This is a genomic window from Cobetia sp. PS-4MA, assembly GCF_057670765.1.
The window spans coordinates 2,178,631-2,199,562 of the sequence record NZ_CM173107.1 but is presented as its reverse complement, the minus strand read 5'-3'; the positions used below and the strand labels follow the sequence as shown (position 1 = coordinate 2,199,562).

Sequence of the window (20,932 nt, the reverse complement as noted above, 5' to 3'; positions counted from 1 at the left end):
ATTTCTGCAAGGATTCGGGCCGAACAAGGGGTCATCAAGGTCTGACAAGGGCCATCGTCTTCTGGGAGAAGTTTCATCATGCGCAGTCGCTCACAAGACCTTGAATGGTTGCTGGCGGTGGTCGACAGCGGAGGTTTCAGTGCTGCCGCCAAGCAGCGGGATGTGCCCGTGGCCAAGGTGTCGCGGGCCATCCAGCGGCTGGAAAGCGAGCTTGAGACACCGCTGTTGACTCGTACCACTCGCAGCGTCGCCCTGACGGACGAGGGGCGTGCTTTCGTCGAGCGCATCAGGGAAGGGCTGCAGCAGTTGAGCGAGGCCGAAGACGTCTTGCGTCAGCAGCGTGATCAACCCAGCGGCCGTCTGCGGGTCGATGCCGCCAGTCCTTTCGTCCTGCATCAGCTGGTGCCGCTGGTAGGAGAGTTCGAACGTCGCTATCCCGGCATTTCCCTGGAGCTTTCGGCGGGTGACGACATCATCAATCTGCTGGAGCAGCGCACCGATGTCGCCATTCGCATCGGCGAGCTCGAGGATTCGACCCTGCATGCCAAGGTACTGGGGCGCTCGACCCTGCACCTGGTCGCCAGCCCCGCTTATCTGGCAAGACATGGCACGCCAACGAGCGTCGCGGCGCTGGCGGCGCATCGCCTGCTGGGATTCCTGCCGCCCAGTCGCCTGAATCGCTAGCCACTCAAGGGTGCGCCCCGGGAGCTGGAAACGACGCCGCACCTTTCCACCTCCAGCGGTGAAGTCATGCGCCAGCTATGCCTGGCCGGTCACGGCATCGCGCTGATCTCCCGCTTCATGCTCGCCGATGACCTGGCGTCGGGCGCTCTGGTGGAAGTGCTGCCGGGGCAGGTCCAGTCGCCCAATCCGCGTGAGCTGATCCAAGCGGTGTATTACCGCAACAGCACGCTCTCGCCACGCATCAGTGCCTTTGTCGAGTTTCTTGCGTCGCGCCTGGCGTTGTAGGGAGCCGAGGGGGGCTCCCCAGTCGCTTCAGCTCCTGCCAGCGGGTGGTATAGCGTGAGCTGCGATGCGCGCAGCGCAGCTGCCAGGCGGCATCCGGGCGCGCGACGCCCAGACGCACGGTGCCACGGCCCATCTTCTGATTCATCGCATCCAGTGTCGCCATCAGCTGCTGGTTGCGTTCTCGTCTGGCGATATCGGCTTCGCTGTCGAGCAACGAGAGCTGCTCTCGGGGCTGGTCGATGAGGTCCAGCAGCATCACGCCTGCCTTCATGAAGCGATAGCCGCGCAGATAGATACGCTCGAGCGCCTGATGGGCGGCGGCGAGTATCTCGCGGCTGTCGCTGGTCGGTTCGGGGAGTTCGATGATGGTGCTGGGCGAGTATTGCGGGAGATCCGGGCGGTGGCGGTTGCTCTTGAGGAAGACCAGCACGGCACGTGTCTGGCTGCCCTGATGGCGCAGCTTCTCGGCGCCGCGCTGGGCGTGCTGGCGAATGGCATCCTTGAGCTCATTCATGTCATCGGTCATGCGGCCGAAGGAGCGCGAGGTCATGATGCGCTGACGGGCATCATCGGGGTCGTTCATCTCGAAGCAGGGCGTGCCTTGCAACTCGCGCACGGTGCGCTCCAGCACGACGGAATAGCGCTGACCGATGGCGCGCGGGTCCGCACAGCGCAGGTCCCAGGCGGTATGCAGCCCTTGTAGTGCCAGTCGTTCGACTAGGCGATGGCCCACGCCCCAGACATCGCCCAGCGGTGTGTCTTCCAGCAGGCGCTGGGTGCCGACTTCGGTAGGTTCCAGCACGCAGACGCCGCCGAATTCCGGCCGCTTCTTGGCGGTACGGTTGGCCAGCTTGGCCAGGGTACGAGTGGGGGCCACGCCGACACATACCGGGATGCCGGTGAACTTGCGCACATTGCGGTGCAGGGTACGACTCAGCGCCAGCATCGCGTTGCGGTCAAAGCCATCGAAGCGCACGAACATCTCGTCGATGGAGTAGGGTTCGACCCCCGCGCTGTATTCCTCCAGCACGTCGCGCACGCGCGCCGACATGTCGCCATACAGCTCATAGTTCGAGGAGAGCAGATGGATGCGTCCCTCGCGTACCAGGGATTGCAGCTGGAAGGCCGGGGTCCCCATCTCGATGCCCAGCGCCTTGAGTTCCTGAGAGCGCGCGATCACGCAGCCGTCATTGTTGGACATCACCCCCACGGGGCGGCCTTCCAGGCGCGGATCAAAGACTCGCTCACAGCTGGCGTAGAAGTTGTTGCAGTCGACCAGCCCGATCATCGGCGCGCTCATACCGCGTATTCGTGGATGACGGAGCGCACCACCCCCCAGACCTGACACTCGAGATCGACGATGGCCACCGGCGGATACAGGGCATTGCCGGAGCACAGATACGGCCGCTGGCCGATCAGTTCGTAGCGCTTGACCACCACCTCGCCCTCGACCAGCGCTACCACGATATGTCCGGGGCGGGCGTCGATGGAGCGATCCACGACTAGGGTGTCATTCTCGTAGATGCCGAAGCCTTCCATGCTGTCACCTGCCACCGTCATGAAGAAGGTCGCTGCCGGACGCTTGATCAGCCGCTCGTTGAGATCCAGCGTCCGGCCAGCGTAATCCTCGGCCGGTGACGGAAAGCCGGAAATTCCCGCACGCCCCGTGATGTAGGGGTATGGCAGCTCACATGGCGCAGGAGCGGGATGAGGGCGAGCCAACGTCTCGTGAGTGGCAAGGGGAACAGATGCGGTCATGGAAAGCTCTCCTGTCATGGCTGTATTTATATACAGTATCCGTGGCAGGCAAGCGTTAGGCAACCGCTAATATGCAAAGCCGCCTCAAGTGAAAGTGACTGCTGCGAAGCCCGGATGGTGAGGGTATTATGCTCGGCATCGGCGAATGCCATCGGGCGCAAAGTCCGGTGTCTATGTGAGAGGCGGGTTCACTGTAGAGAGCCATGAACGAACTGACCCAACGACTGCGCACCTTTCTCAAGGTGGCGGAGCATCAGAGCTTCAATGCGGCCGCGCGTGAGCTGGAGATCGCCAGTTCCACGGCGACGCGTCACGTCAATCATCTGGAGCGACAGCTGGGCGAGCCGTTGCTGGTGCGCACCACGCGCCATGTGCGGCTTACGCCTGCCGGTGAGCGAGCCGTGATCCGTTTTCGTGCCATCCTGGGCGAGGTGGCTCAATTGACGGATGAGCTCGAGACGCTGAGTGAGCGAGTCGCGGGGTCGCTGCGCATCTCGGTGCCGTGGCGATATTCGCGCCTCTATCTTGCGCCGCTGGTGAGCGAATTCATGCAGTGCTACCCCGAGGTGGCGCTGGAGATCGTCAGCAGTGATCAGCGCGTGGATCTGATCGAGGAGCAGTTCGATGTCGCCATCCGCATCGGTCATCTGGAAGACTCGAGTCTGATCGCACGGCACATCTGTGACCAGCGTTTCGTGCTGGCTGCCGCGCCGTCCTATCTCAGTGCCCAGCCGTCCATTCGTCAGCCTGAGGACTTGGAGCAGCACCGCCTGCTGACCTTCAGCTATACCACCGCTAATCATCACTGGCGGCTGGTGCAGGGTGAGCGGGAGCACCGCATCTCGGCGCGAGCACGCGCGCTGCGTACCAACAACGCCGACATTCTGACCCAGGCAGCCCTCGAGGGAGCTGGTGTCGTGGTGCAACCGCTCTGGGCCATCCGTGAAGAACTGGACCAGGGGCGCCTCGTGGCGGTGCTGGAGGACCATCAGGTCACGTCTTCGGATTTCGACACTGGCATCCATGTCGTCTTCGCGCGCGAGAATCAGCACAACCCGCGCGTGCGTGCCTGGGTCGACTTCCTGCTCGCCCGCCGCGAGCAGCTGGCCGGTCGCTAGCAGGTTCTCGGCAGGTGGTTATCAGTAGAGAATATCGCTGCGGATGATGTACTTGGCACCATCGCGGATCGGCTCGCCTGCGTGCACGCAGTGCTGCGGGTGCGAGCCATGCGGGAAGCACAGCACACCACCCTTGGGCGTTGCGACCGAGACTGTCTGGATGTCGTCCCGTGACTGAGCAGGCCTTTCGGGGTCGCGACGGCTGACCAGAAACTCGGTGCGCCCGCCGGTATAGCCATCGCTCAGGAAGATGAGGAAGGTGTACTGGCTCATCAGGCCCGGATAGGCGTCCTGGACGATCTCGCCATTGATGACGCGACTGCCCGGCCAGGCACCATCGGTATGCGGCTTGAAGAAGTCGCCGGCCTCGTAGCGATAGACACGAAAGCGCGCATTGATGCCTTTTGCGCCTTCGCCCTGGATCTGCTCGGTCACCAGTGGCGCCGAGCGCGCCCAGATGACCTGATCGATGGCGTCACTGACGACCCAATTGACGTTGTGGTTGTGGCGTACCGAACGCGGCAGGGAGACGGGCGCATCCTCCTCGAAGCCCATTTCCTCCAGGGTGGCGACGAAGTTGTCGGCCTCGGCAGGCGTCAGCACATTGAGCAGCTGGAAGGCGCCCGGGACACCCTCGACCTCCTGACGGACCACCTCGGGTGTCGCCTCGGGCTCGAAGAGGTCAGACACGTCACCGTTGTCCGTCCAGATGGGCAGGGGCGTGGGAGAGAAGCCGCGCTCGTGACTGACGGCGTAGAAGGACAGGCTCATGGCAAGACTCCTGAATGGCACGATCACGAATGTTGCCCGAGAGGCTAGTGCACTGCCAAAGACAGAAAAAGGCACCTGACGGCAATTGGCCATTGCACGAATGGCAATGATCAATGTCCGCCTGTCAGGTTGAGGCCGACGATCGACAGCACGATGAGGCCGATGCAGGCCATGCGGCGAAACGAGAAGTGTTCGCGCCAGAACAGCACGCCGATGATGGCGCTGACCACGGTACCGATGCCGGAGAATACGGCATAGGCGATGCCCAGGCTGATGGTGTCCATGGCCAGATACAGCAGGCTCAAGGAGGCGCTGAAGCCCAGCGCGACCAGCAGCACACCCCGTCGGCGGCGGTGGTTGGCGTATTGATTGAAACCGGTGACGCCGACGACTTCACAACAGCCGGCGGCGATCAGATAGACCCAATCCATGTCATCCCTCCTGCTCATTCACTGATGGTGGTCTGTGGTGTGGCACTCGCGCGAGGCTGTTTGTGGCCGGGCGCGCCGGGGGCCGTCTTGAGCACGATGATGCCGATCAGCATCAGCACCACGAAGCCCAGCGTGGACCACTGGAACTCGAGATCGAAGAACAGCAGATCAGTCACCACCGTCCCCAGCGTGCCCAGGCCGACGAAGATGGCGTAGGTGGTGCTAGCGGGCAGTGTCCTGGCGATCTGGGTGACCAGACTCAGGCTGATGATGACCAGCAGCACCGTCAGTGCCCATTCCAGAGGAGTATCGGCGACCTTCAGGCCCGTGGCCCAGCCGATTTCGCACAGGGTCGAGATCAGGAAATAGAGCGTGATGCGCATGGTGATCGGGCGTCCTTGTGGGGTGTCGGGAAAATGAGGCGTTCAATCGCCAGCGAAAGACATGCGTTGCATAAAGCGAGTCTATATGAGTTTTTGTTGATGTTTCTGGCCATGAAAAGGCGGAGGGAGCCCCTCCGCCTTTTCATGGCGAGTCGTTGGTGCAGCCTCGTCTGACTTGCATCCCTGTGAACAGAAGCTCTTGTGAACAGTGACCAGAAATCGTCAGGAGGCCATCGGCGTGGTCGTCGCCTGAGCAGCTGACTCCTCGTCGGATGGCGCCTCGGCCTCGGCCGGCTGGGCCAGATAGGCTTCCAGCGAGTCATCCATCGCCTCAAGCCACGGCGTGTGATGTCTGGGTGCCAGGGTGCCGGTCATCAAGGAGCGATAGCCGTGATCGCGGAAGGTCATGATGTTCTCGTGCTTGTGGTGCTCCCACTCGAGGAAGGTACGATTCACGCCATCGATATCGAAGCTCGGGTAGTCGGTCTCGCTGATCAGCGATTTCACGTAGTCACCCTGGAAGACGATCATCGCCTCGTCGCTATCCAGCGTTTCCTCACGCTCGCGCCATGCCTGGCTCTCGGCTTGCATCGCCGCTTTCGCCGGCAGTGTCTGGGTGCCGAGAATCGCATCGCGCACCCACCAGGCCTGGGCATCGAACATGTTGAAGGTGTACCACTGGTCCTGCATGCCGAGATAGAACAGGCGCGGATTCTCTTCCCACACCACGCCCTTGTAGAGCCCCAGCGGCCACATGCGGTTGGCAGTCTTGAGGCGCAGCGACTCCTCGAGGAACGGGAAGTGATGCAGATAGCCGGTGCACAGGATGATGGCATCGACTCGCTTGTGGCTGCCGTCACTGAAATAGGCGGTATCGCGATCGACCTTCACCAGCAGCGGCTTCTCTTCCCAGTTGTCCGGCCATTTGAAGCCCATCGGAGCGGTGCGATAGCTGGTGGTGATGCTGCGCGCACCGTATTTGTAGCACTGCGAGCCGATGTCCTCCGCGGAATAGCTGCTGCCGAGCAACAGCAGATCCTTGCCCTTGAATTCCAGTGCATCGCGGAAGTCATGCGCATGCAGAATGCGGCCATTGAAGGTCGCGAAACCGGGGAATTCCGGCACGTTCGGAGTCGAGAAATGCCCGGAAGCCACGATGACGTGATCGAATTCTTCGCTGGTCACCAGATCGAGCGCCTGATCATGCACGCTGACCGTGAATTGCTGGGTAGTCTCATCGAAGGTGACCTGACGGACCGGACAGCCGAAGCGAATGTACTTGCGCACGCCAGCCTTCTCGACACGCCCCTTGATGTAGTCGAACAGCACGGCGCGCGGCGGGTAGGAGGCGATAGGGCGCCCGAAATGTTCTTCAAAGGAGTAGTCGGCGAACTCGAGACACTCCTTGGGACCATTCGACCACAGGTAGCGATACATGCTGCCGTGGACCGGCTCGCCGTGGGCATCCAGGCCGGTGCGCCAGCTGTAATTCCACAGACCACCCCAGTCATCCTGCTTCTCGTAACAGACAATCTCGGGAATCTCGATGCCCTTGTCGGCTGCGGATTGAAAGGCGCGCAATTGAGCCAGTCCACTGGGGCCTGCGCCGATGATCGCGATACGTTGGGTCATGGATACCATCCTGTTCTTGTTGTGTCTTGATGCGTTACCTGAGGTTTCGTGACGTGATGACGTCGAGAAACACTGACAATGAAACAGGCTAGCGAGATGTGACCTGGCTGCACATTGCTCGGAAAGGGTAGCCATAAAGGAGTATGCGATGCCGGTGCCATACCCACCGGATCATGCGGAATCCCCTGCCAAGTCCGAGGTGTCGACGGCGAAGATGATGCCTTCCACGGCCAGCGGCGTGCCGTCAGGTGAATAGATGCCGTGGCCCTTTTCCTGTACCCGGCGCACGTCGCCATCGCGGTGGCGAATGCGGTAGGCAAGGGTGAAGGGCGTGTGTGCCTGAAGGGCGGCCTGTACCTGGTCCCACACGCGGTCGGCATCCTCGGGGTGGATCATGTCGCCGTAGGTGAGGGAGGGATGATCGAGCAGGTCGCGCGGGCTGAGTCCGGTGATGGCCAGGCAGCCGTCACTGATGTACTCCATCGACCAGTGGCGGTTATTGCGCGCGCGATAGACCATCGCGGGCAGGCCCTTGATCAGGCGCGTCAGGCTGCGCAGGTTGGCGGCGTCGATCTGCTCCTGCTGCACGCGCTCGCTGATGTCATGCAGAGTGAGCGTGGCGGGCCAGGGCGAGGCCAGCGAAAGTGACTGGCTACGGACTTCACACCAGCGATAGTGGTGGTCCGGCCCCAGAATGCGCAATCGCCAGCAGTCAGGCCGCTCACGGCGTGACACGTGCCGGGCCAGCACGTCCCAGCGGGCGTGATCTGCGGGGTGCAGTGCTTCCCGCAGGCGTTGAGGGGGCGCGACCAGCCCCGTGGTCTGCCCCCGGGAGATGGCTTTAGTGATGTCCCGCTGACTTTCCGGCAGGTGTCCGCTCAGGGCCTGCCAGCCACGCGAGGCATAGAGCAGCGTGCTGTCAGCATCCACCACGACCACGGCATCACTCAGGCTGTCGAGAATCGCCTGTGCGCTGAAGGGCGAGGCAGTCGAGGCGGGTGAGGCGGAGGCGAACTGTTCGAGGAAGCGCATCATCTCAGGCTCTCCTTTTCGGCCCGTGTCATGGCCTCTTTGGCGCTTGTCGCGTCCTCGGCGGGCGCTCGGCTGGCATCTCTCGCTGGCGTCAGCGGGTGGGCGTAGACCCAGGCGGCCAACTCCAGTCGCGAATGCAGATCCAGCTTGCGCAGCAGATTCTTGACGTAGACCTTCACCGTGCTGTCACTGATGCCCAGCTCGCGCGCGATCAGCTTGTTGCTGAGGCCGCGCCCGATCCATTTGAGGGTATCGCGCTCACGTTCGGTCAGGCCGCGATGCCAGTCCGCCGTCTCGGCCTCAGCCATGCCGTCAGTCAGGGCAGCATCTTTCGCCTCGGTCAGCGGCATGGCCGAACTCGGCGTGGGAACGCCACCCTCCGGCGGTGCATGTTCGCGTGCCGAGCGCTGGCGATGGTCCTGCTGCAGGCGCCTGGCCAGCAGCAGCAAGGTCTCTTCCTCCAACCCCAGCTTGCCGTCGATGACGGCCTGCAGGCGCTCGAGAATGCGTTCGGGGGCGGTGTCCTTCATCAGGTAGCCATCCGCCCCTTGCTGGATGGCATCCAGCAGGTGGCGGCTGTCGTCGGAGGCGGTCAGCAGCACCACCTTGAGGGCGGCATCACGCTGCTTGAGATGGCGCATCAGGGTCAGGCCATCGAGTTGCGGCATCTGCCAGTCGACGATCACCAGCTCGGGGGCGAGGGCGGGGAGGCGCTCGAGAAGATGCGCACCATCATCGAAGTCGGCCACGACCTCGAACAGGCCACCTTCACTCAAGAGCTCGGCAAGCCCGCGCCGAAACAGCGGATGGTCGTCGACGAGTACCACTCTTGTCGGGAGTGTCTGACGTGTCGGGTGCGTCGAGGGTGACGAGGGTGTCTGTCGTGTCGCGGTCATGTGTCGCGGCGCTCCCAGCTCAGTGTCACGCGGGTACCGCCCTGGCGGGGCTGGGTGATGGCGAACTCGGCCCCGAGGTGGCGCGCACGATCCTGCATGATGCCCAGCCCGAAATGCGCGGCGGGGATCTCGGCGGGATCGAACCCGCAGCCGTTGTCCTCGACGGTCAGCAACACCCGCGCCGCCGGCTGCGGCCCAGAGGACTGATAGAGCAGTTGCAGGCGCAGGTGGGTGGCCCGGGCATGACGCACGCTGTTGGTCATCGCTTCCCGCACGATGAACATCACCTGCAGGGACTGGGCATCGGAGAGGTGCAGTGACTGGATGCGATTGTCGAGCTCGAACACCATGCTGGAGCGGGTCTCGAATTCCTCGATCAAGGCCTCCAGCACACAGGCAAGTGGCGCGTCTCCCCAGGTGGCGTGCGCGCCATTGATCAGTTCACGGGTCTGGCGGAAGGCGCGCCGGGCCTGGGTATGCACCTCCTCAGCCAGTGCCTGCACCTCCTGTGGCGCATGGCGGGCGGCACGTGTCAGGCGTGCGCTCTGCATCTGCAGGTAACTCAATTCCTGGGCGAGGGTGTCGTGCAGCTCCGCCGCCAGTTGTCGGCGTTCGTTCTTCAGAGCCTGTGCCACCGCTGCCTGCCTGTCTTCAGCGTGACGCGCCTGTTGCTGCTGCTGCAATGCCAGGCCACGGCTCAGAGCGTCGATGACGGCGTGTGCCAGCGGTGTCTCGCGGGAGGGGGCTGCGGCTGTCGGCTCTCCAAGCCACAACCAGCCATCGCCCGTCGCCCCTCTGCCCGTCTCCCCGCTGTCAGTGGCGTCCGTGAGGGCGATCAGCACGCCACCTGGCGTGCCGGCTATGCCAGACGCCTGCTGTCGGGCGCCGGGATCGCGACCGATATCCCTGACGACTTCCTGCAATCTCTGGCGCGCAGCGGCTGACAGAGCGATGCCGGCAGGGGAAATCACCGCATGGGTCGCCTGACCGGGTGCGCGATGCACGACACAGAGTTCGCAAGTCGCGGAGTGCGCCATGCCGCTTTCAGGACAGCCGTTCAGCATGTCCAGCAGCTCTCTCAGCACGGATGGCAACGCCTCCTCAAGGTCAGCGCAGGTAGCGATGCGCAAGGTGATGGCATCGAGGTGGTGTCTGTCACGCAGATCAGGCGGCGGGATGGCAGCAGGGCGAACGGGAGTCTCGGTATCGGCGGGGCAGCCTCGTGCGCGCTGGACATCAAGGCGATGCGCTATCCCTTGCGATGCAGGCGCCTTGCCTGTCTTCGATGCGCCGAGACTGAGTGCCATGCGAGTTCCTCTGTCGTTTCGCCGCCCCTGCGGCGCGCCCTGATTCGAGTGTCACACCAGCAAGCTTCATGCCAGCGAATGGATTACTCCTTCATGGGTACCTCTCTTGATGGATTGTCGTCGCATCTACTGAGAGTAAATTTAATTAACCATGAAGAACGTGGTGCGCGACGCAAGGGGTCATGCACCATCCAGGCACATCTGATCCAGGCTTGCCCTTCGAGGACTTCCTTCGACTGGCTCGCCTGCCATGACAACAAGAGGTATCACCAGGATGGGACTTGCAGTCGAGATACCCTCTGCCACGCCGAGCCAGCCGTATCGTTACCGAATCGCCGGCCTGGAGGTGTTGGCACTTGATCTGTCGCCTGGCGATAGCGTGCAGGTGTCATCCGTGGACGGTGCGCAGTCCTGTGAGTGGCTGGCACTGAAGGCCACGGGTGGTGAAGTCGCCGAGGCGGCACAGCAGAGCGGGGAAAGCCCCCGCGAAGCGGTGAAGGGGGCAGGCACGACAATCGAGGCGTCGCTTGCGCACTTCGCGAGCGTCGTCAGTCCGGGAGATCACGCCTTCGCCAGTCAGCCTCAGGCCAGCGAGGCGCAGGAGACGTCCGGCAACAGGAGTCCGCACACTCAGGCACGCCTGGAGGCGCTGGGGGTCGCGCATTGCCCGCCATCGTACTGGCAGCGCCTGTCAGCGGCCGGATTGCCGGCCGAGATTCGCTGGCCGCTGGAAGCGCCTGCCGCACGCCTGATTCTGCTGGCCCCCGGCAGTGACATGACGATCGAAGGAGAGCGGCTGGCCACCGAGCTTGAGGTGTCCCATTTCTGCACAGGGCTTGTGGGGCTGGAACATCTGCCGGTGCCGCTGGCACCGATCCGCCAGGAGACGAGAGTCGCGGCGGGGACGGTCGAGGTCTATGAGGTCAAGCAGGGCGAGTGGATCCAGATCATCGATGTGGCGGGGCGTCAGTGCTCCGACTTCGTGGCCTTCGACGCCACTGCCTGGGCAGAGGGCGAGGAGCTGGGGCTGGATGCTGGCGCCACGCGCAGCCTGTCCGGGCATTGCATGCCCAATCCGGGACTGTATTCGGTGTTCTTTGATCAGCACCTGCATCCGATGCTCGAGGTGATTCAGGACACGGTCGGACGCCATGACAGCTTCATGCTTGCCTGCTCGCCGCAGTATTACGAACACCACGGCTACTTCGGTCACGACAGCTGCACGGTCAACTTCAACAATGCCCTGTCGGCGTCTCATGGTATCCGACAGCGTGCCAGCTGGCCGGCCATCAACTTCTTCTTCAATACCTGGGTACAGCCCTGCGGCACCCTGGCGGTGGATGAGCCCTGGTCACGTCCCGGCGACTATGTGCTGTTGCGCGCCGACCGTGACCTCATCTGTGCCTCATCCGCCTGTCCGGACGACATCGACGCCGCCAACGGTTGGGTGCCGACCGATATCCATGTGCGTATCTACGCCGCTGAACATGACTTCCCCCGCGGTATCGCCTATCGCAACCGGCCCGAGGAATTGCCGCGCATGACATTGCCTACCGCCTTCCATCCCTGCACCTCCGCCTTGACCAAGCAGTACATCGATTACCACGGCTACTGGCTGGCCACCCATTACGAGGGGTGGGGGGCCAAGGCGGAGTATCTCGCCTGTCGCGAACGGGTCGCGGTGATGGATCTCTCCGCATTGCGCAAGTTCGAGGTCGCCGGACCGGACGCCGAACGCCTGTTGCAATATGCGCTGACCCGCAACGTGCGCCGACTCTCCATCGGAGAAGTGGTGTATTCCGCCATGTGTCAGGAAACCGGCGGCATGCTCGATGACGGCACCCTGTTCCGCATGGGCGAGCAGACCTTCCGCTGGATCTGTGGTGATCCGGCCAGCGGCCAGTGGCTGCGGGATCTCGCAGAGCAGCAGGGCTATCGCGTCACGGTGCGCGACTCCACCCATCAGCTGCACAACATCGCGCTGCAGGGGCCGAAGAGCCGCGAGGTGCTGGCGCCGTTGATCTGGAATGCGCGTACCCAGCCGGAGGTGGAAACGCTGGGCTGGTTCCGCTTCATGGTCGGTCGCCTGGCGGGGCCGAATGGCATCCCGCTGATGGTGTCGCGGACCGGCTATACCGGTGAGCTGGGCTATGAGATCTGGTGTCATCCGCATGACGCCCCGGCCGTGTGGGAGGCGATCTGGGCGGCCGGTGAGCCGCATGGCATCGCGCCGCTGGGACTGGATGCCCTCGACATGCTGAGGATAGAGGCGGGGCTGATCTTCGCTGGCCATGAATTCTGTCCGCAGACGTCTCCCTACGAGGCGGGCATCGGCTTCACCGTGCCGATGAAGAGCAAGGAGGATGATTTCGTCGGGCGTGCGGCCATGCAGCGCGAGACGCCGGAATCCCGCCATCGGATCATGGGCCTGAGGGTGGACAGCAGCGAGCTGGTCAGCCACGGCGACCTCGTCTATCACGGGCGCTATCCGGTCGGGGTGATCACCAGCGCGACCCGCTCTCCCTTGCTCAACCAGTCCATCGCCATGTGTCGTCTCGCCCCGGATTTCTCAAGCCCCGGAACGCAGCTTGAGATCGGTCAGCTGGATGGTCACCAGAAGCGTCTCGTCGCCGAGGTGGTGACATTGCCTTTCCATGATCCTGAGCGTCTCAAGGTGCGCAGCTGAGTGATGCATGACGCATGACCGAGACCTCGCGCGTGAGGCTGGCCGGTGACGATCCGTATATGCAGTACGACTCACGTCATATCACGGTGCAGGACGCCGCCTACCTGCCTCAATAACGAACACCCTCTTGCCAGGTGGTGATTTCCGGGCTTCATATGTGAAGAGGTGTCCACGATTTCGAGAAGATATCAATGAAAACAACGTATTACTGAAGGTGCCCATCAGGGGTCATCTGGCATGTCGCTTGCTTTATCCAGCAGGTCCCCCTTGAAAAACAACAACAACCTTCGGGCAGACAGGGTTTCCACCGGCAGGCATGCGGTGGCAGACCCGGCCCGGAAAAGGAGAAAAGACGATGGATGAAAAGACGTTGCAAAGCATATTGGATATGCACCAGGCGATGAACATCGAGGTGTTCTACTGGTGGTGTACCGCCATCATGTTCCTGATCCACGCAGGCTTTCTGGCCTATGAGATCGGTGCCTCCCGTTCCAAGAATGCCCTGGCGTCCGGCATGAAGAACGTGCTGACGCTGGCCTCGATCATCCCCGCCTTCTACTTCGTGGGCTGGTGGATCTACAACGCCTTCCCCAACGGGCTGATTCCCATCGAGGCTTCCGCGGCACTGCCGTGGAGCGCGAGCATGCGCCCGGACGCCGATGACATGGGTACCGGTATCTTCTTCGCGGCCTTTGCCCTGTTCGGTGCGACCACGGGCTCGATTCTCTCGGGGGCGGTGATCGAACGCATCCGCCTGGGCGCCTTCCTGTTACTGGCGGTGATTCTCGGTGCGGGTGTCTGGATCCTGGCGGGTGCCTGGGGCTGGCATCCGGATGGCTGGATGCTGCACAAGCTGGGCTATCACGATGTCGGCGCGGCGGGCGTGGTGCATGCCGTGGCCGGCTTCTTCGCGCTGGGCGTGCTGCTCAATCTGGGCGCGCGTATCGGCAAGTACAGTGACGATGGCAAGCCGCAGGTGATCGCACCGCACAACATGCCGATGACCTTGATCGGGCTGATGCTGATCATCGTCGGTTTCTTCGGCTTCCTGGGTGGATGCATCATCTTCAACACCGGTGACATCGGCTGGACCACCATCTACGGCAATCGCACCAACCTCTCTGCCTTCGCCTTCAATACCCTGATGGGCTTCGGTGGCGGCGTGATCGGTGCCTATCTGTCCTCGCGTGATCCCTTCTGGACCATGTCCGGTGCGCTGGGCGGCATCATCACCGTCGCGGCGGGGCTGGATCTCTACAACCCGGGCCTGGCCTTCGTGCTGGCCGTCACCGGTGGCGCCCTGATGCCGAAGATTGGCGCGCTGCTCGAGAAGCGTGGCCTGGACGACTCCGTCGGCGCCTTCGCGGTACATGGCTTCTGCGGCTTCTATGGCGTGGTACTGGTGGGTGTCTTCGCCGCGGGCTTCCCGAATGTCGGCGAAGGCGTGCCGGACGTCTCCTTCACCGGGCAGCTGACAGGCGCGGTGGTGATGGCAGTGACGGGCTTCGTGCCGGGTTGGGGCGTTGCCTATCTGCTCAAGAAGTTCAACCTGCTGCGCGTGCCGCCGCATGTCGAAGTGCTCGGGCTGGACCTGTTCGAAGTGCCGGCCAAGGCCTACCCGGAGAGCATGGCAACCGAGTCATCTTCCAGCGTTCCGGCACGTTCCGGTGGGGTTGTGGCAGCACCGATGGACAAGCGTCCCGATATCAGCTGAGTCGGTTCTGACGATTACCCGCATGAGGATTGGCTCGTTTGTTGCAGCGTTCGTTGCCATCTGTCCTGAAGTCTGGCTGCCAGCCAGTGACGGAGCGAACGGGCCGATTCGTTTTCTTTCTTCTCCAGGAGTCTTGTCATGGAAACTGTCGATACTGCGGTACATGCTGCCAACTATGCGTTCTTCTTCAGCAATTCAGGGATGGTGGCGGTCAGTCTGTTGATCGCGGCTGGCGTCTGCATCTCGTTGAGCGTCAATATCCTGCGCCATGAGAAAGCGTCATTCCGCAGCAAGAAGACCCTCTGATCCATCGGGGCCTTCTTGCTCCGCAACCACAGAATGCACAACGCCGCGAAGCCATGCTTCGCGGCGTTGTGCATTCTGTGGGCCCGACGTCACATGTCAGGTGACACAAGGCCGTCAGTCAATCAGATCCTGTCCGTCACTCAGACCTTGTCAGTCGCGAGGGAGCGTTCGGTGGCTGTCTCGCCGCCTGCTTGTCCAGCGCTCTTGTCGGGCTGTGCCAGGAAGGCTTCCAGCGAATCATCCATCGCGTCGAGCCAGGGCGTGTGATGGCGCGGGGCCATGGTGCCGGTCATCAGCGAGCGGTAGGAGTAGTCACGGAAGGTCATGATGTTCTCGTGCTTGTGGTGCTCCCACTCGAGGAAGGTGCGATTGACGCCGTCGATATCGAAGCTCGGATAATCCGTCTTGGAAATCAGTGACTTCACGTAATCGCCCTGGAAGCGGATCATCGATTCATCGCTGTCCAACGTCTCTTCCCGGTCACGCCATGCCTGACTGTCTGCCTGCATGGCCTCGCGGCTGGGCAGCGCGATCTCACCGAGAATCACGTCACGCACCCACCATGCCTGGGCATCGAACATGTTGAAGGTGTACCACTGATCCTGCATGCCGAGATAGAACAGGCGCGGATTGGCTTCCCAGGCAGCGCCCTTGTAGAGACCGAGCGGCCACATGCGGTTGGCTGTCTTGAGGCGCAGCGGTTCATCGAGGAACGGGAAGTGATGGAGGTAGCCGGTGCACAGGATGATGGCATCGATCTTCTTGCGGGTGCCATCGCGGAAATAGGCGGTGTCGCGGTCCACTTTCTGCAACAGCGGCTTCTCTTCCCAGTTCTCCGGCCAGGCAAAGCCCATCGGGGCGGTGCGATAGCTGGTGGTGATGCTGCGAGCGCCATACTTGTAGCACTGTGAACCGATATCTTCGGCAGAGTAGCTGCTGCCGATCAGCAGCAGATCCTTGCCCTTGAACTCCAGCGCATCGCGGAAGTCATGTGCATGCAGAATACGGCCATTGAACTCCGAGAACCCCGGGAATTCCGGCACGTTGGGGGTCGAGAAGTGACCGGAAGCGACGATGACGTGGTCAAAATGCTCCTGAACGACCATGTCCGACTGCTGGTCATGGACACTGACGGTGAACTGCTGGCGGGTGTCGTCAAAGCTGACATGGCGCACCGGGCAATTGAAGCGAATGAACTTGCGCACGCCCGCCTTTTCGACCCGACCCTTGAGGTAATCGAAGATGACTGCGCGAGGCGGGTATGAGGCGATGGGGTGGCCGAAGTGCTCCTCGAAGGAATAATCCGCGAACTCCAGACATTCCTTGGGGCCGTTGGACCACAGGTAGCGGTACATGCTGCCGTGGACGGGTTCACCATTTTGATCGAGACCGGTGCGCCAGCTGTAGTTCCACAGGCCGCCCCAGTCGCTCTGCTTTTCAAAACAGACTATCTCGGGAATGTCGATACCCTTGTCAGCGGCAGATTGAAAGGCGCGCAGCTGTGCCAGGCCACTCGGCCCTGCGCCAATGATCGCAATGCGTTTTGTCATGGGTATTTCCTGTTGAGACTGTAATGAGACGTCGTGTTCCGTGAACCCCGCGTTGCGGGATGTCGTGTTGACCAGGTGCTTTTTCCTCTGTAGTGGATCGCGATAATAATGAGCATTATCCAGCGCTTGGGTGGCCTGGAAAGGTAAGGAATCCAGTTGACTGGCCACCTGTCATTTCGCTGAGCCTGGGCACGGAAGGCGTATTTTTTATTGCCTTGAGAGCCATCTACGGCTCGCGGAACGTGAGGCATCCTCGCAGAAATGATGCGTCATCTCAAATGTGAGGTGTTGATTCCGAGTGCATGAAGTGTACACGATCATGAGAGTGTTTAGGCTTTAGTGGCAAGATCCTTGTGGATTGTGTCTTTCTCCAGAATGGCCAGGATGAAGGATGTGGTTTATCGGCTCATGGTTGGTGTAGTTATTTGGTAAATTGTTGATTTTAAGCATCTTTTTTATGTCGTTGTGGATTTCTATGGCGTTGTCTGGCGTGTTTTTCTGTGTAGAAAAAAGAAGATTTCCGTGTTGCGATGCCGCTTGTAAGGTGGATGATTTTCTGTCTCTTCAATGCGTAATTTGTCAAACGGGTGTTGGGCTAAAATATCCTCTTTGTCAAGCAGGCTGGCGCTCGTGATTTTGAGGTGTGGAGTAAATAAGGGTGTGAGAAGGATGTGAACGTAGTGTCGGAGTAGTGTGTGGCGTGAGAATGGAGAAAGAACAGAAATCAGAAAGGAAAAGGGGGCCAGATTATCGAATGATCCTCGCTGGAGGATTTTCTAGAGGATCTGCGGGGCTATTCACTCACCAGACCAGCGACGAGGGGGAAGCGGAGGTTGATCACTCTGCATGGCGAAAGGGCGTATACTGGGCCGGTGACAGAGAGGCCACAGGAGAAGACACCATGACTCACAAGCGCAAGGTGCAGGACAACGCCCTCAAGGCAGTGCTGCGTACCCCGATGTTCAAGCAGCGTGTCGTGAAGGCGCGCAAGGGCAAGGGCAGCTACCAGCGCAATGGCAAGCAACAAGGGGGTAGCGGTGGCAGTGAGGCTCCTTCAGTCGGTGTGTATTGCGCCGCTTGAAGAAGCCTCATTGCCGCCTCTGAAGGGAGCCCCTGTCTGAGGCGCTGGTCACATGAACGCCGCAGCATCAGCGCTGCGGCGTTCGTGTATCTGGCCACTTCGAGAAGCGGCTCAGTCGCGGAGACAGTCGGCGAAGTGCGCGTTCCAGGTCTCGGCGCGTGCGGCGTCGCGCGCTTCATAGTCGGCCAGCACCGTCTCCAGTTCGCCCAGTGATTCCTGCTCACGGTCCTCGCCCAGCTGGGTCAGGCGCAGCGTATACCAGGCGGTCACGCCACCTTCCGGCGGGGCGCTGAAACGCGGGAATTCTGGCGCAGGGCATTCTCCCGCTCGCCATAGCGTGGGCAGTGACGGGTGCAGCGCCAGTGGGCGGGCCAGGCCGACGAAGTCGACGACGCTCTGTGCCACGGCGTCTTCGGCCTGCGCCAGAGTCTTGAAGCCGCCGGTCGCCATCAGCGGCAGGGTCGTCACCGCGCGTGCGCGCCTGGCGAACTCGACGAAGTAGGAGCCGCTGGCACTGGCGTCCGACGCGGAGCTGGCGCCGGGGAAGTAGGTGCCGCCACTGATGTCGATCAGATCGATGGGCAGCTCATCGAGCGCTGCTATCACCTGTAGCGCTTCGGCTTCCTCGAAACCGCCCTCAAGTTGATCGCTGGAGTTGAGTTTCACCATGACCGGGTAGTCGTGGCCAACGGCCTCGCGCACGGCAATGATCACCTCACGCATCAGCCGCATGCGGTTGTCGAGGCTGCCGCCGTAGTCATCCGTGCGCTGATTGAAGAGGGGGGACAGAAACTGGCTGAGCAGAAAGCCGTGTGCGGCATGTACCTGCACCCCGCCAAACCCGGCGTTACGAGCCAGGCGCGCCGTGGTTGCCATGGCGGCAGGCAAGGCCTTGATGGCCTCCAGGCTCATGGCCTCGCAACGTAGCCCGGGGATATCCAGTGCACTGGGGCCATGTGGCGTACTGGTCGGCGGGTAGGCCATCGCGCCGGCATGGCCGAGCTGCAGCAAGAGGTCGGCTCCGTGCTGCTGGCCGCGCTGCGCCAGTTGCGTGAAGGCCGCGAGGTCGGACTGCGCATTGAGGACCAGATTGCCGGGCTTCTCGGCGTGGTGGTGGTCCGGTTGCACTTCCCCGACCAGCGACGCCGCCACGCCGCCTTCCGCCCAGCGCTCATAGAGGCGCATCTGGGCGTCACTCGGATGCCCCGTACCATCACCGAGAGAATCCGACATCGCGGCCTTGATGAGGCGATTGGCGAGCACTCGCCCGCAAGGCAGCGTGAAGGGCGTGAACAGGGCGGAAGCGGTCGGCTGATCTATCATGGTGGCGATGTCTCTGGGCACTGAATATGGCATGGAAGGAACAGATGCCATGGTGACATGGGCAGTGTCTGGTGATAATCCGGTGTGTGAGCACAGCATCCGTGAGCCAATGGAACATATGAAAACGTATACGGATCTCGATATCTTTCATGCCGTGGTCGATGCCGGCACCTTTACGGGAGCCGCGCGACAGCTCGGTATTACCCACTCGGCGATCAGCAAGCGCATCGCGCATCTCGAGCAGCGCCTGGGCTCGCAGTTATTGATTCGCTCCACACGGCGGATGCGCCTGAGTGAGGCGGGTCAGCTCTATGCCTCGGAGACACGGGAGCTGCAGGAGCGGCTGCGCAATGTCGAGCAGGAGATCGCCGAGGGCAGTGGTGCACTCAAGGGGCGCATTCGTCTCTCGTGTTCCAACGCACTGGGGAAATTGCAGGTAATGCCGTTGCTGATGCGCTTCATGGAGCGCTATCCCGAGGTCATCGTGGACCTGACCCTGACGGATGCCGTGGTCGACCTGGTGCATGAGGGGATGGATCTGGCCATCCGCAGCACCGCAAAGCCCGAGCCCGGCCTGATCGCCAGGCGGTTGGCCACCAATCAGCGTGTCATCTGTGCATCGCCGGAGTATCTAGCAAGACATGGTACGCCGCGCTCAGTGGCGGATCTGGCGGAGCATGTCAGCCTGATCCTGAATCTCCCCGGTGGCTTCAACGCCTGGGGACTCACGTCACTGCCCGAGATGCGCTGCGGCTTTCTCTCGAACTCCCTGGAAACCCTGCATACCGCCTGTCTGGGAGGGCGTGGCATTGCCTGTCTGCCGTACTACCTGATCGCCGATGACCTGGCCTCTGGGCGCTTGATCCCGCTGCTGGAAGACATTCGTGGCGACGGTGCCGATACCAGCATCTTCCTCGTCCGCCCGGAGGCGTCGATTCTGCCGCGCCGGGTGAGAATGCTGATGGATGCCTTGATCGCGGGTTTTGACGCAGAGGAAGCTCAGCGTACGTGAGTAAACGACGATTTACCGAGTGATTGTCTTGCAGGATTCATGACATATTGACCCAGGGAGCGACCTTGAGACTCCTGTGACGTAGATCATGGAGCGAGACATGTCACCAACGGGAAAAGATCGATTTGCGGTACTGATTGATGCAGACAATGCCCAGGCAGCCGTCTGTGAGGAATTGCTGGCGGAGATCGCGAAACTGGGAATCGCCAGTATCAAGCGCGCCTATGGGGACTGGACCACCTCCAATCTGACGCCCTGGAAGGAGCCACTTCTGCACCATGGCATTCAGCCTATCCAGCAGTTCCGTTATACCCAGGGCAAGAACGCGACAGATTCCGCCTTGATCATCGATGCCATGGATCTGTTGTATGCGGGCAATGTGGAGGGATTCTGTCTGGTGTCCTCGGACAGTGATTTCACGCGCCTGGCGACACGTCTGAGGGAAAGCGGCATGCGCGTGCATGGCTTCGGAGAAGCCAAGACCCCTCAACCCTTCGTTTCCGCCTGTGACAGTTTCCTGCATACCGAGTGTCTGCGCAGGGAGCCGGATACGCCCGCCGTGGCGAAGCCCTTGAGCAAGTCGCCTGTCGTGAAGAAGCCCCCGAGCAAGCCGCCGGCCGAGACGGTCCCCCTCGTCAAGCCGACCAAGGCACAGCGACAGCTGAGGTCGCATATCCTCAATGCACTGAACGAGCTGCCACAGACGGATGGCTGGACGGCCCTGTCAGCGCTGGGAAGTTACCTGAAAAAGAAGATGCCCGGCTTCACGCCGGCGGATCATGGTGCCAGCAAGCTGGGGGGAGTGATTCAGCAATTGGAGTATCTGGACAAATGGCAACGCCCTGTCAAAGGCGGTTCCGTGCATTTGTATGTCCGGAAAAAGGCCAGGGAGACGGCAAACGCCAGCTGAATCCTCGTCATCTCACGATGCACGATGTCTTTCGACACAGAAGCCCCGTGATG

At 61.7% G+C, this 20,932-nt stretch carries 18 protein-coding genes and 1 pseudogene; 8 read left to right on the top strand and 11 right to left on the bottom strand.

Annotated elements, in window-relative coordinates; translation table 11 throughout:
- The first annotated feature begins 78 nt into the window (after positions 1-78).
- Positions 79-969, top strand: a pseudogene (locus tag AC26AR_RS09365) (LysR substrate-binding domain-containing protein).
- On the opposite strand, the gene AC26AR_RS09360 reads toward AC26AR_RS09365, so the two are convergent.
- Positions 926-2,257: a Y-family DNA polymerase gene (locus AC26AR_RS09360; RefSeq protein WP_488107896.1), complete on the bottom strand. Its 1,332-nt coding sequence runs from the start codon at positions 2,255-2,257 to the stop codon at positions 926-928. The pseudogene AC26AR_RS09365 and the gene AC26AR_RS09360 sit on opposite strands and share 44 nt — an antisense overlap.
- A gap of 8 nt (positions 2,258-2,265) precedes the next feature.
- Complete coding sequence (locus AC26AR_RS09355) at positions 2,266-2,727, bottom strand: LexA family protein (protein ID WP_488106829.1); 462 nt, start codon at positions 2,725-2,727, stop codon at positions 2,266-2,268.
- 203 nt (positions 2,728-2,930) lie between these two features.
- Here AC26AR_RS09355 and AC26AR_RS09350 point away from each other — a divergent pair, with 203 nt between their 5' ends.
- Positions 2,931-3,845 (top strand): LysR family transcriptional regulator, encoded by a 915-nt coding sequence (locus tag AC26AR_RS09350; RefSeq protein ID WP_404626841.1) that lies wholly within the window; start codon positions 2,931-2,933, stop codon positions 3,843-3,845.
- 21 nt (positions 3,846-3,866) lie between these two features.
- Here the strand turns inward: AC26AR_RS09350 and AC26AR_RS09345 are convergent, their stop codons facing one another.
- From AC26AR_RS09345 to AC26AR_RS09315, 7 genes are all read right to left on the bottom strand, one after another.
- Complete coding sequence (locus tag AC26AR_RS09345; RefSeq protein ID WP_488106828.1) at positions 3,867-4,616, bottom strand: 2OG-Fe(II) oxygenase family protein; 750 nt, start codon at positions 4,614-4,616, stop codon at positions 3,867-3,869.
- A 110-nt stretch (positions 4,617-4,726) separates the two neighbouring features.
- A complete protein-coding gene (locus AC26AR_RS09340) occupies positions 4,727-5,047 on the bottom strand; it encodes a DMT family transporter (protein WP_136939268.1) in 321 nt (106 codons plus the stop codon).
- A gap of 14 nt (positions 5,048-5,061) precedes the next feature.
- A complete protein-coding gene (locus tag AC26AR_RS09335) occupies positions 5,062-5,430 on the bottom strand; it encodes a DMT family transporter (RefSeq protein WP_404626847.1) in 369 nt (122 codons plus the stop codon).
- A gap of 222 nt (positions 5,431-5,652) precedes the next feature.
- Positions 5,653-7,062, bottom strand: coding sequence for an NAD(P)-binding domain-containing protein (locus AC26AR_RS09330; RefSeq protein ID WP_488106827.1), 1,410 nt, complete (start codon positions 7,060-7,062; stop codon positions 5,653-5,655).
- 171 nt (positions 7,063-7,233) lie between these two features.
- Entirely contained in the window at positions 7,234-8,097 is an 864-nt protein-coding gene (locus tag AC26AR_RS09325; RefSeq protein ID WP_488106826.1) for a PAS domain-containing protein, read from the bottom strand.
- Complete coding sequence (locus AC26AR_RS09320; RefSeq protein ID WP_488106825.1) at positions 8,094-8,990, bottom strand: response regulator; 897 nt, start codon at positions 8,988-8,990, stop codon at positions 8,094-8,096. Before AC26AR_RS09320 ends, AC26AR_RS09325 begins: the two co-directional genes overlap by 4 nt.
- Entirely contained in the window at positions 8,987-10,297 is a 1,311-nt protein-coding gene (locus tag AC26AR_RS09315) for a sensor histidine kinase (protein WP_488106824.1), read from the bottom strand. Before AC26AR_RS09315 ends, AC26AR_RS09320 begins: the two co-directional genes overlap by 4 nt.
- Positions 10,298-10,571: 274 nt before the next feature.
- On the opposite strand from AC26AR_RS09315, the gene AC26AR_RS09310 reads away from it, so the two are divergent.
- From AC26AR_RS09310 to AC26AR_RS09300, 3 genes are all read left to right on the top strand, one after another.
- Positions 10,572-12,983: a DUF1989 domain-containing protein gene (locus AC26AR_RS09310; RefSeq protein ID WP_488106823.1), complete on the top strand. Its 2,412-nt coding sequence runs from the start codon at positions 10,572-10,574 to the stop codon at positions 12,981-12,983.
- A gap of 355 nt (positions 12,984-13,338) precedes the next feature.
- Complete coding sequence (locus AC26AR_RS09305) at positions 13,339-14,697, top strand: ammonium transporter (protein ID WP_077371230.1); 1,359 nt, start codon at positions 13,339-13,341, stop codon at positions 14,695-14,697.
- A gap of 138 nt (positions 14,698-14,835) precedes the next feature.
- Complete coding sequence (locus AC26AR_RS09300) at positions 14,836-15,003, top strand: hypothetical protein (RefSeq protein WP_157109453.1); 168 nt, start codon at positions 14,836-14,838, stop codon at positions 15,001-15,003.
- Between the two features lie 140 nt (positions 15,004-15,143).
- On the opposite strand, the gene AC26AR_RS09295 is transcribed toward AC26AR_RS09300, so the two are convergent.
- Entirely contained in the window at positions 15,144-16,553 is a 1,410-nt protein-coding gene (locus tag AC26AR_RS09295; protein ID WP_488106822.1) for an NAD(P)-binding domain-containing protein, read from the bottom strand.
- A gap of 901 nt (positions 16,554-17,454) precedes the next feature.
- On the opposite strand from AC26AR_RS09295, the gene arfA reads away from it, so the two are divergent.
- Complete coding sequence (gene arfA, locus AC26AR_RS09290) at positions 17,455-17,634, top strand: alternative ribosome rescue factor ArfA (RefSeq protein ID WP_077371234.1); 180 nt, start codon at positions 17,455-17,457, stop codon at positions 17,632-17,634.
- 111 nt (positions 17,635-17,745) lie between these two features.
- Here arfA and AC26AR_RS09285 read toward each other — a convergent pair whose 3' ends face one another.
- Positions 17,746-18,957 (bottom strand): oxidoreductase, encoded by a 1,212-nt coding sequence (locus AC26AR_RS09285; RefSeq protein ID WP_488106821.1) that lies wholly within the window; start codon positions 18,955-18,957, stop codon positions 17,746-17,748.
- A 118-nt stretch (positions 18,958-19,075) separates the two neighbouring features.
- Here AC26AR_RS09285 and AC26AR_RS09280 point away from each other — a divergent pair, with 118 nt between their 5' ends.
- Both AC26AR_RS09280 and AC26AR_RS09275 read left to right on the top strand, forming a co-directional pair.
- Positions 19,076-19,969, top strand: coding sequence for a LysR family transcriptional regulator (locus tag AC26AR_RS09280; protein ID WP_488106820.1), 894 nt, complete (start codon positions 19,076-19,078; stop codon positions 19,967-19,969).
- Positions 19,970-20,069: 100 nt separating this feature from the next.
- The gene (locus AC26AR_RS09275; RefSeq protein ID WP_488106819.1) at positions 20,070-20,879 is read left to right on the top strand and encodes an NYN domain-containing protein; all 810 of its coding nucleotides are present in this window, start codon (positions 20,070-20,072) and stop codon (positions 20,877-20,879) included.
- Positions 20,880-20,932: the final 53 nt, after the last annotated feature.

Excerpts from the sequence above, each read along its gene's own strand:
- AC26AR_RS09360 (WP_488107896.1), bottom strand. The coding sequence starts at position 2,257 with ATGATCGGGCTGGTCGACTGCAACAACTTCTACGCCAGCTGTGAGCGA.
- AC26AR_RS09355 (WP_488106829.1), bottom strand. The coding sequence starts at position 2,727 with ATGACCGCATCTGTTCCCCTTGCCACTCACGAGACGTTGGCTCGCCCT.
- AC26AR_RS09350 (WP_404626841.1), top strand. The coding sequence starts at position 2,931 with ATGAACGAACTGACCCAACGACTGCGCACCTTTCTCAAGGTGGCGGAG.
- AC26AR_RS09345 (WP_488106828.1), bottom strand. The coding sequence starts at position 4,616 with ATGAGCCTGTCCTTCTACGCCGTCAGTCACGAGCGCGGCTTCTCTCCC.
- AC26AR_RS09340 (WP_136939268.1), bottom strand. The coding sequence starts at position 5,047 with ATGGATTGGGTCTATCTGATCGCCGCCGGCTGTTGTGAAGTCGTCGGC.
- AC26AR_RS09335 (WP_404626847.1), bottom strand. The coding sequence starts at position 5,430 with ATGCGCATCACGCTCTATTTCCTGATCTCGACCCTGTGCGAAATCGGC.
- AC26AR_RS09330 (WP_488106827.1), bottom strand. The coding sequence starts at position 7,062 with ATGACCCAACGTATCGCGATCATCGGCGCAGGCCCCAGTGGACTGGCT.
- AC26AR_RS09325 (WP_488106826.1), bottom strand. The coding sequence starts at position 8,097 with ATGATGCGCTTCCTCGAACAGTTCGCCTCCGCCTCACCCGCCTCGACT.
- AC26AR_RS09320 (WP_488106825.1), bottom strand. The coding sequence starts at position 8,990 with ATGACCGCGACACGACAGACACCCTCGTCACCCTCGACGCACCCGACA.
- AC26AR_RS09315 (WP_488106824.1), bottom strand. The coding sequence starts at position 10,297 with ATGGCACTCAGTCTCGGCGCATCGAAGACAGGCAAGGCGCCTGCATCG.
- AC26AR_RS09310 (WP_488106823.1), top strand. The coding sequence starts at position 10,572 with ATGGGACTTGCAGTCGAGATACCCTCTGCCACGCCGAGCCAGCCGTAT.
- AC26AR_RS09305 (WP_077371230.1), top strand. The coding sequence starts at position 13,339 with ATGGATGAAAAGACGTTGCAAAGCATATTGGATATGCACCAGGCGATG.
- AC26AR_RS09300 (WP_157109453.1), top strand. The coding sequence starts at position 14,836 with ATGGAAACTGTCGATACTGCGGTACATGCTGCCAACTATGCGTTCTTC.
- AC26AR_RS09295 (WP_488106822.1), bottom strand. The coding sequence starts at position 16,553 with ATGACAAAACGCATTGCGATCATTGGCGCAGGGCCGAGTGGCCTGGCA.
- arfA (WP_077371234.1), top strand. The coding sequence starts at position 17,455 with ATGACTCACAAGCGCAAGGTGCAGGACAACGCCCTCAAGGCAGTGCTG.
- AC26AR_RS09285 (WP_488106821.1), bottom strand. The coding sequence starts at position 18,957 with ATGATAGATCAGCCGACCGCTTCCGCCCTGTTCACGCCCTTCACGCTG.
- AC26AR_RS09280 (WP_488106820.1), top strand. The coding sequence starts at position 19,076 with ATGAAAACGTATACGGATCTCGATATCTTTCATGCCGTGGTCGATGCC.
- AC26AR_RS09275 (WP_488106819.1), top strand. The coding sequence starts at position 20,070 with ATGTCACCAACGGGAAAAGATCGATTTGCGGTACTGATTGATGCAGAC.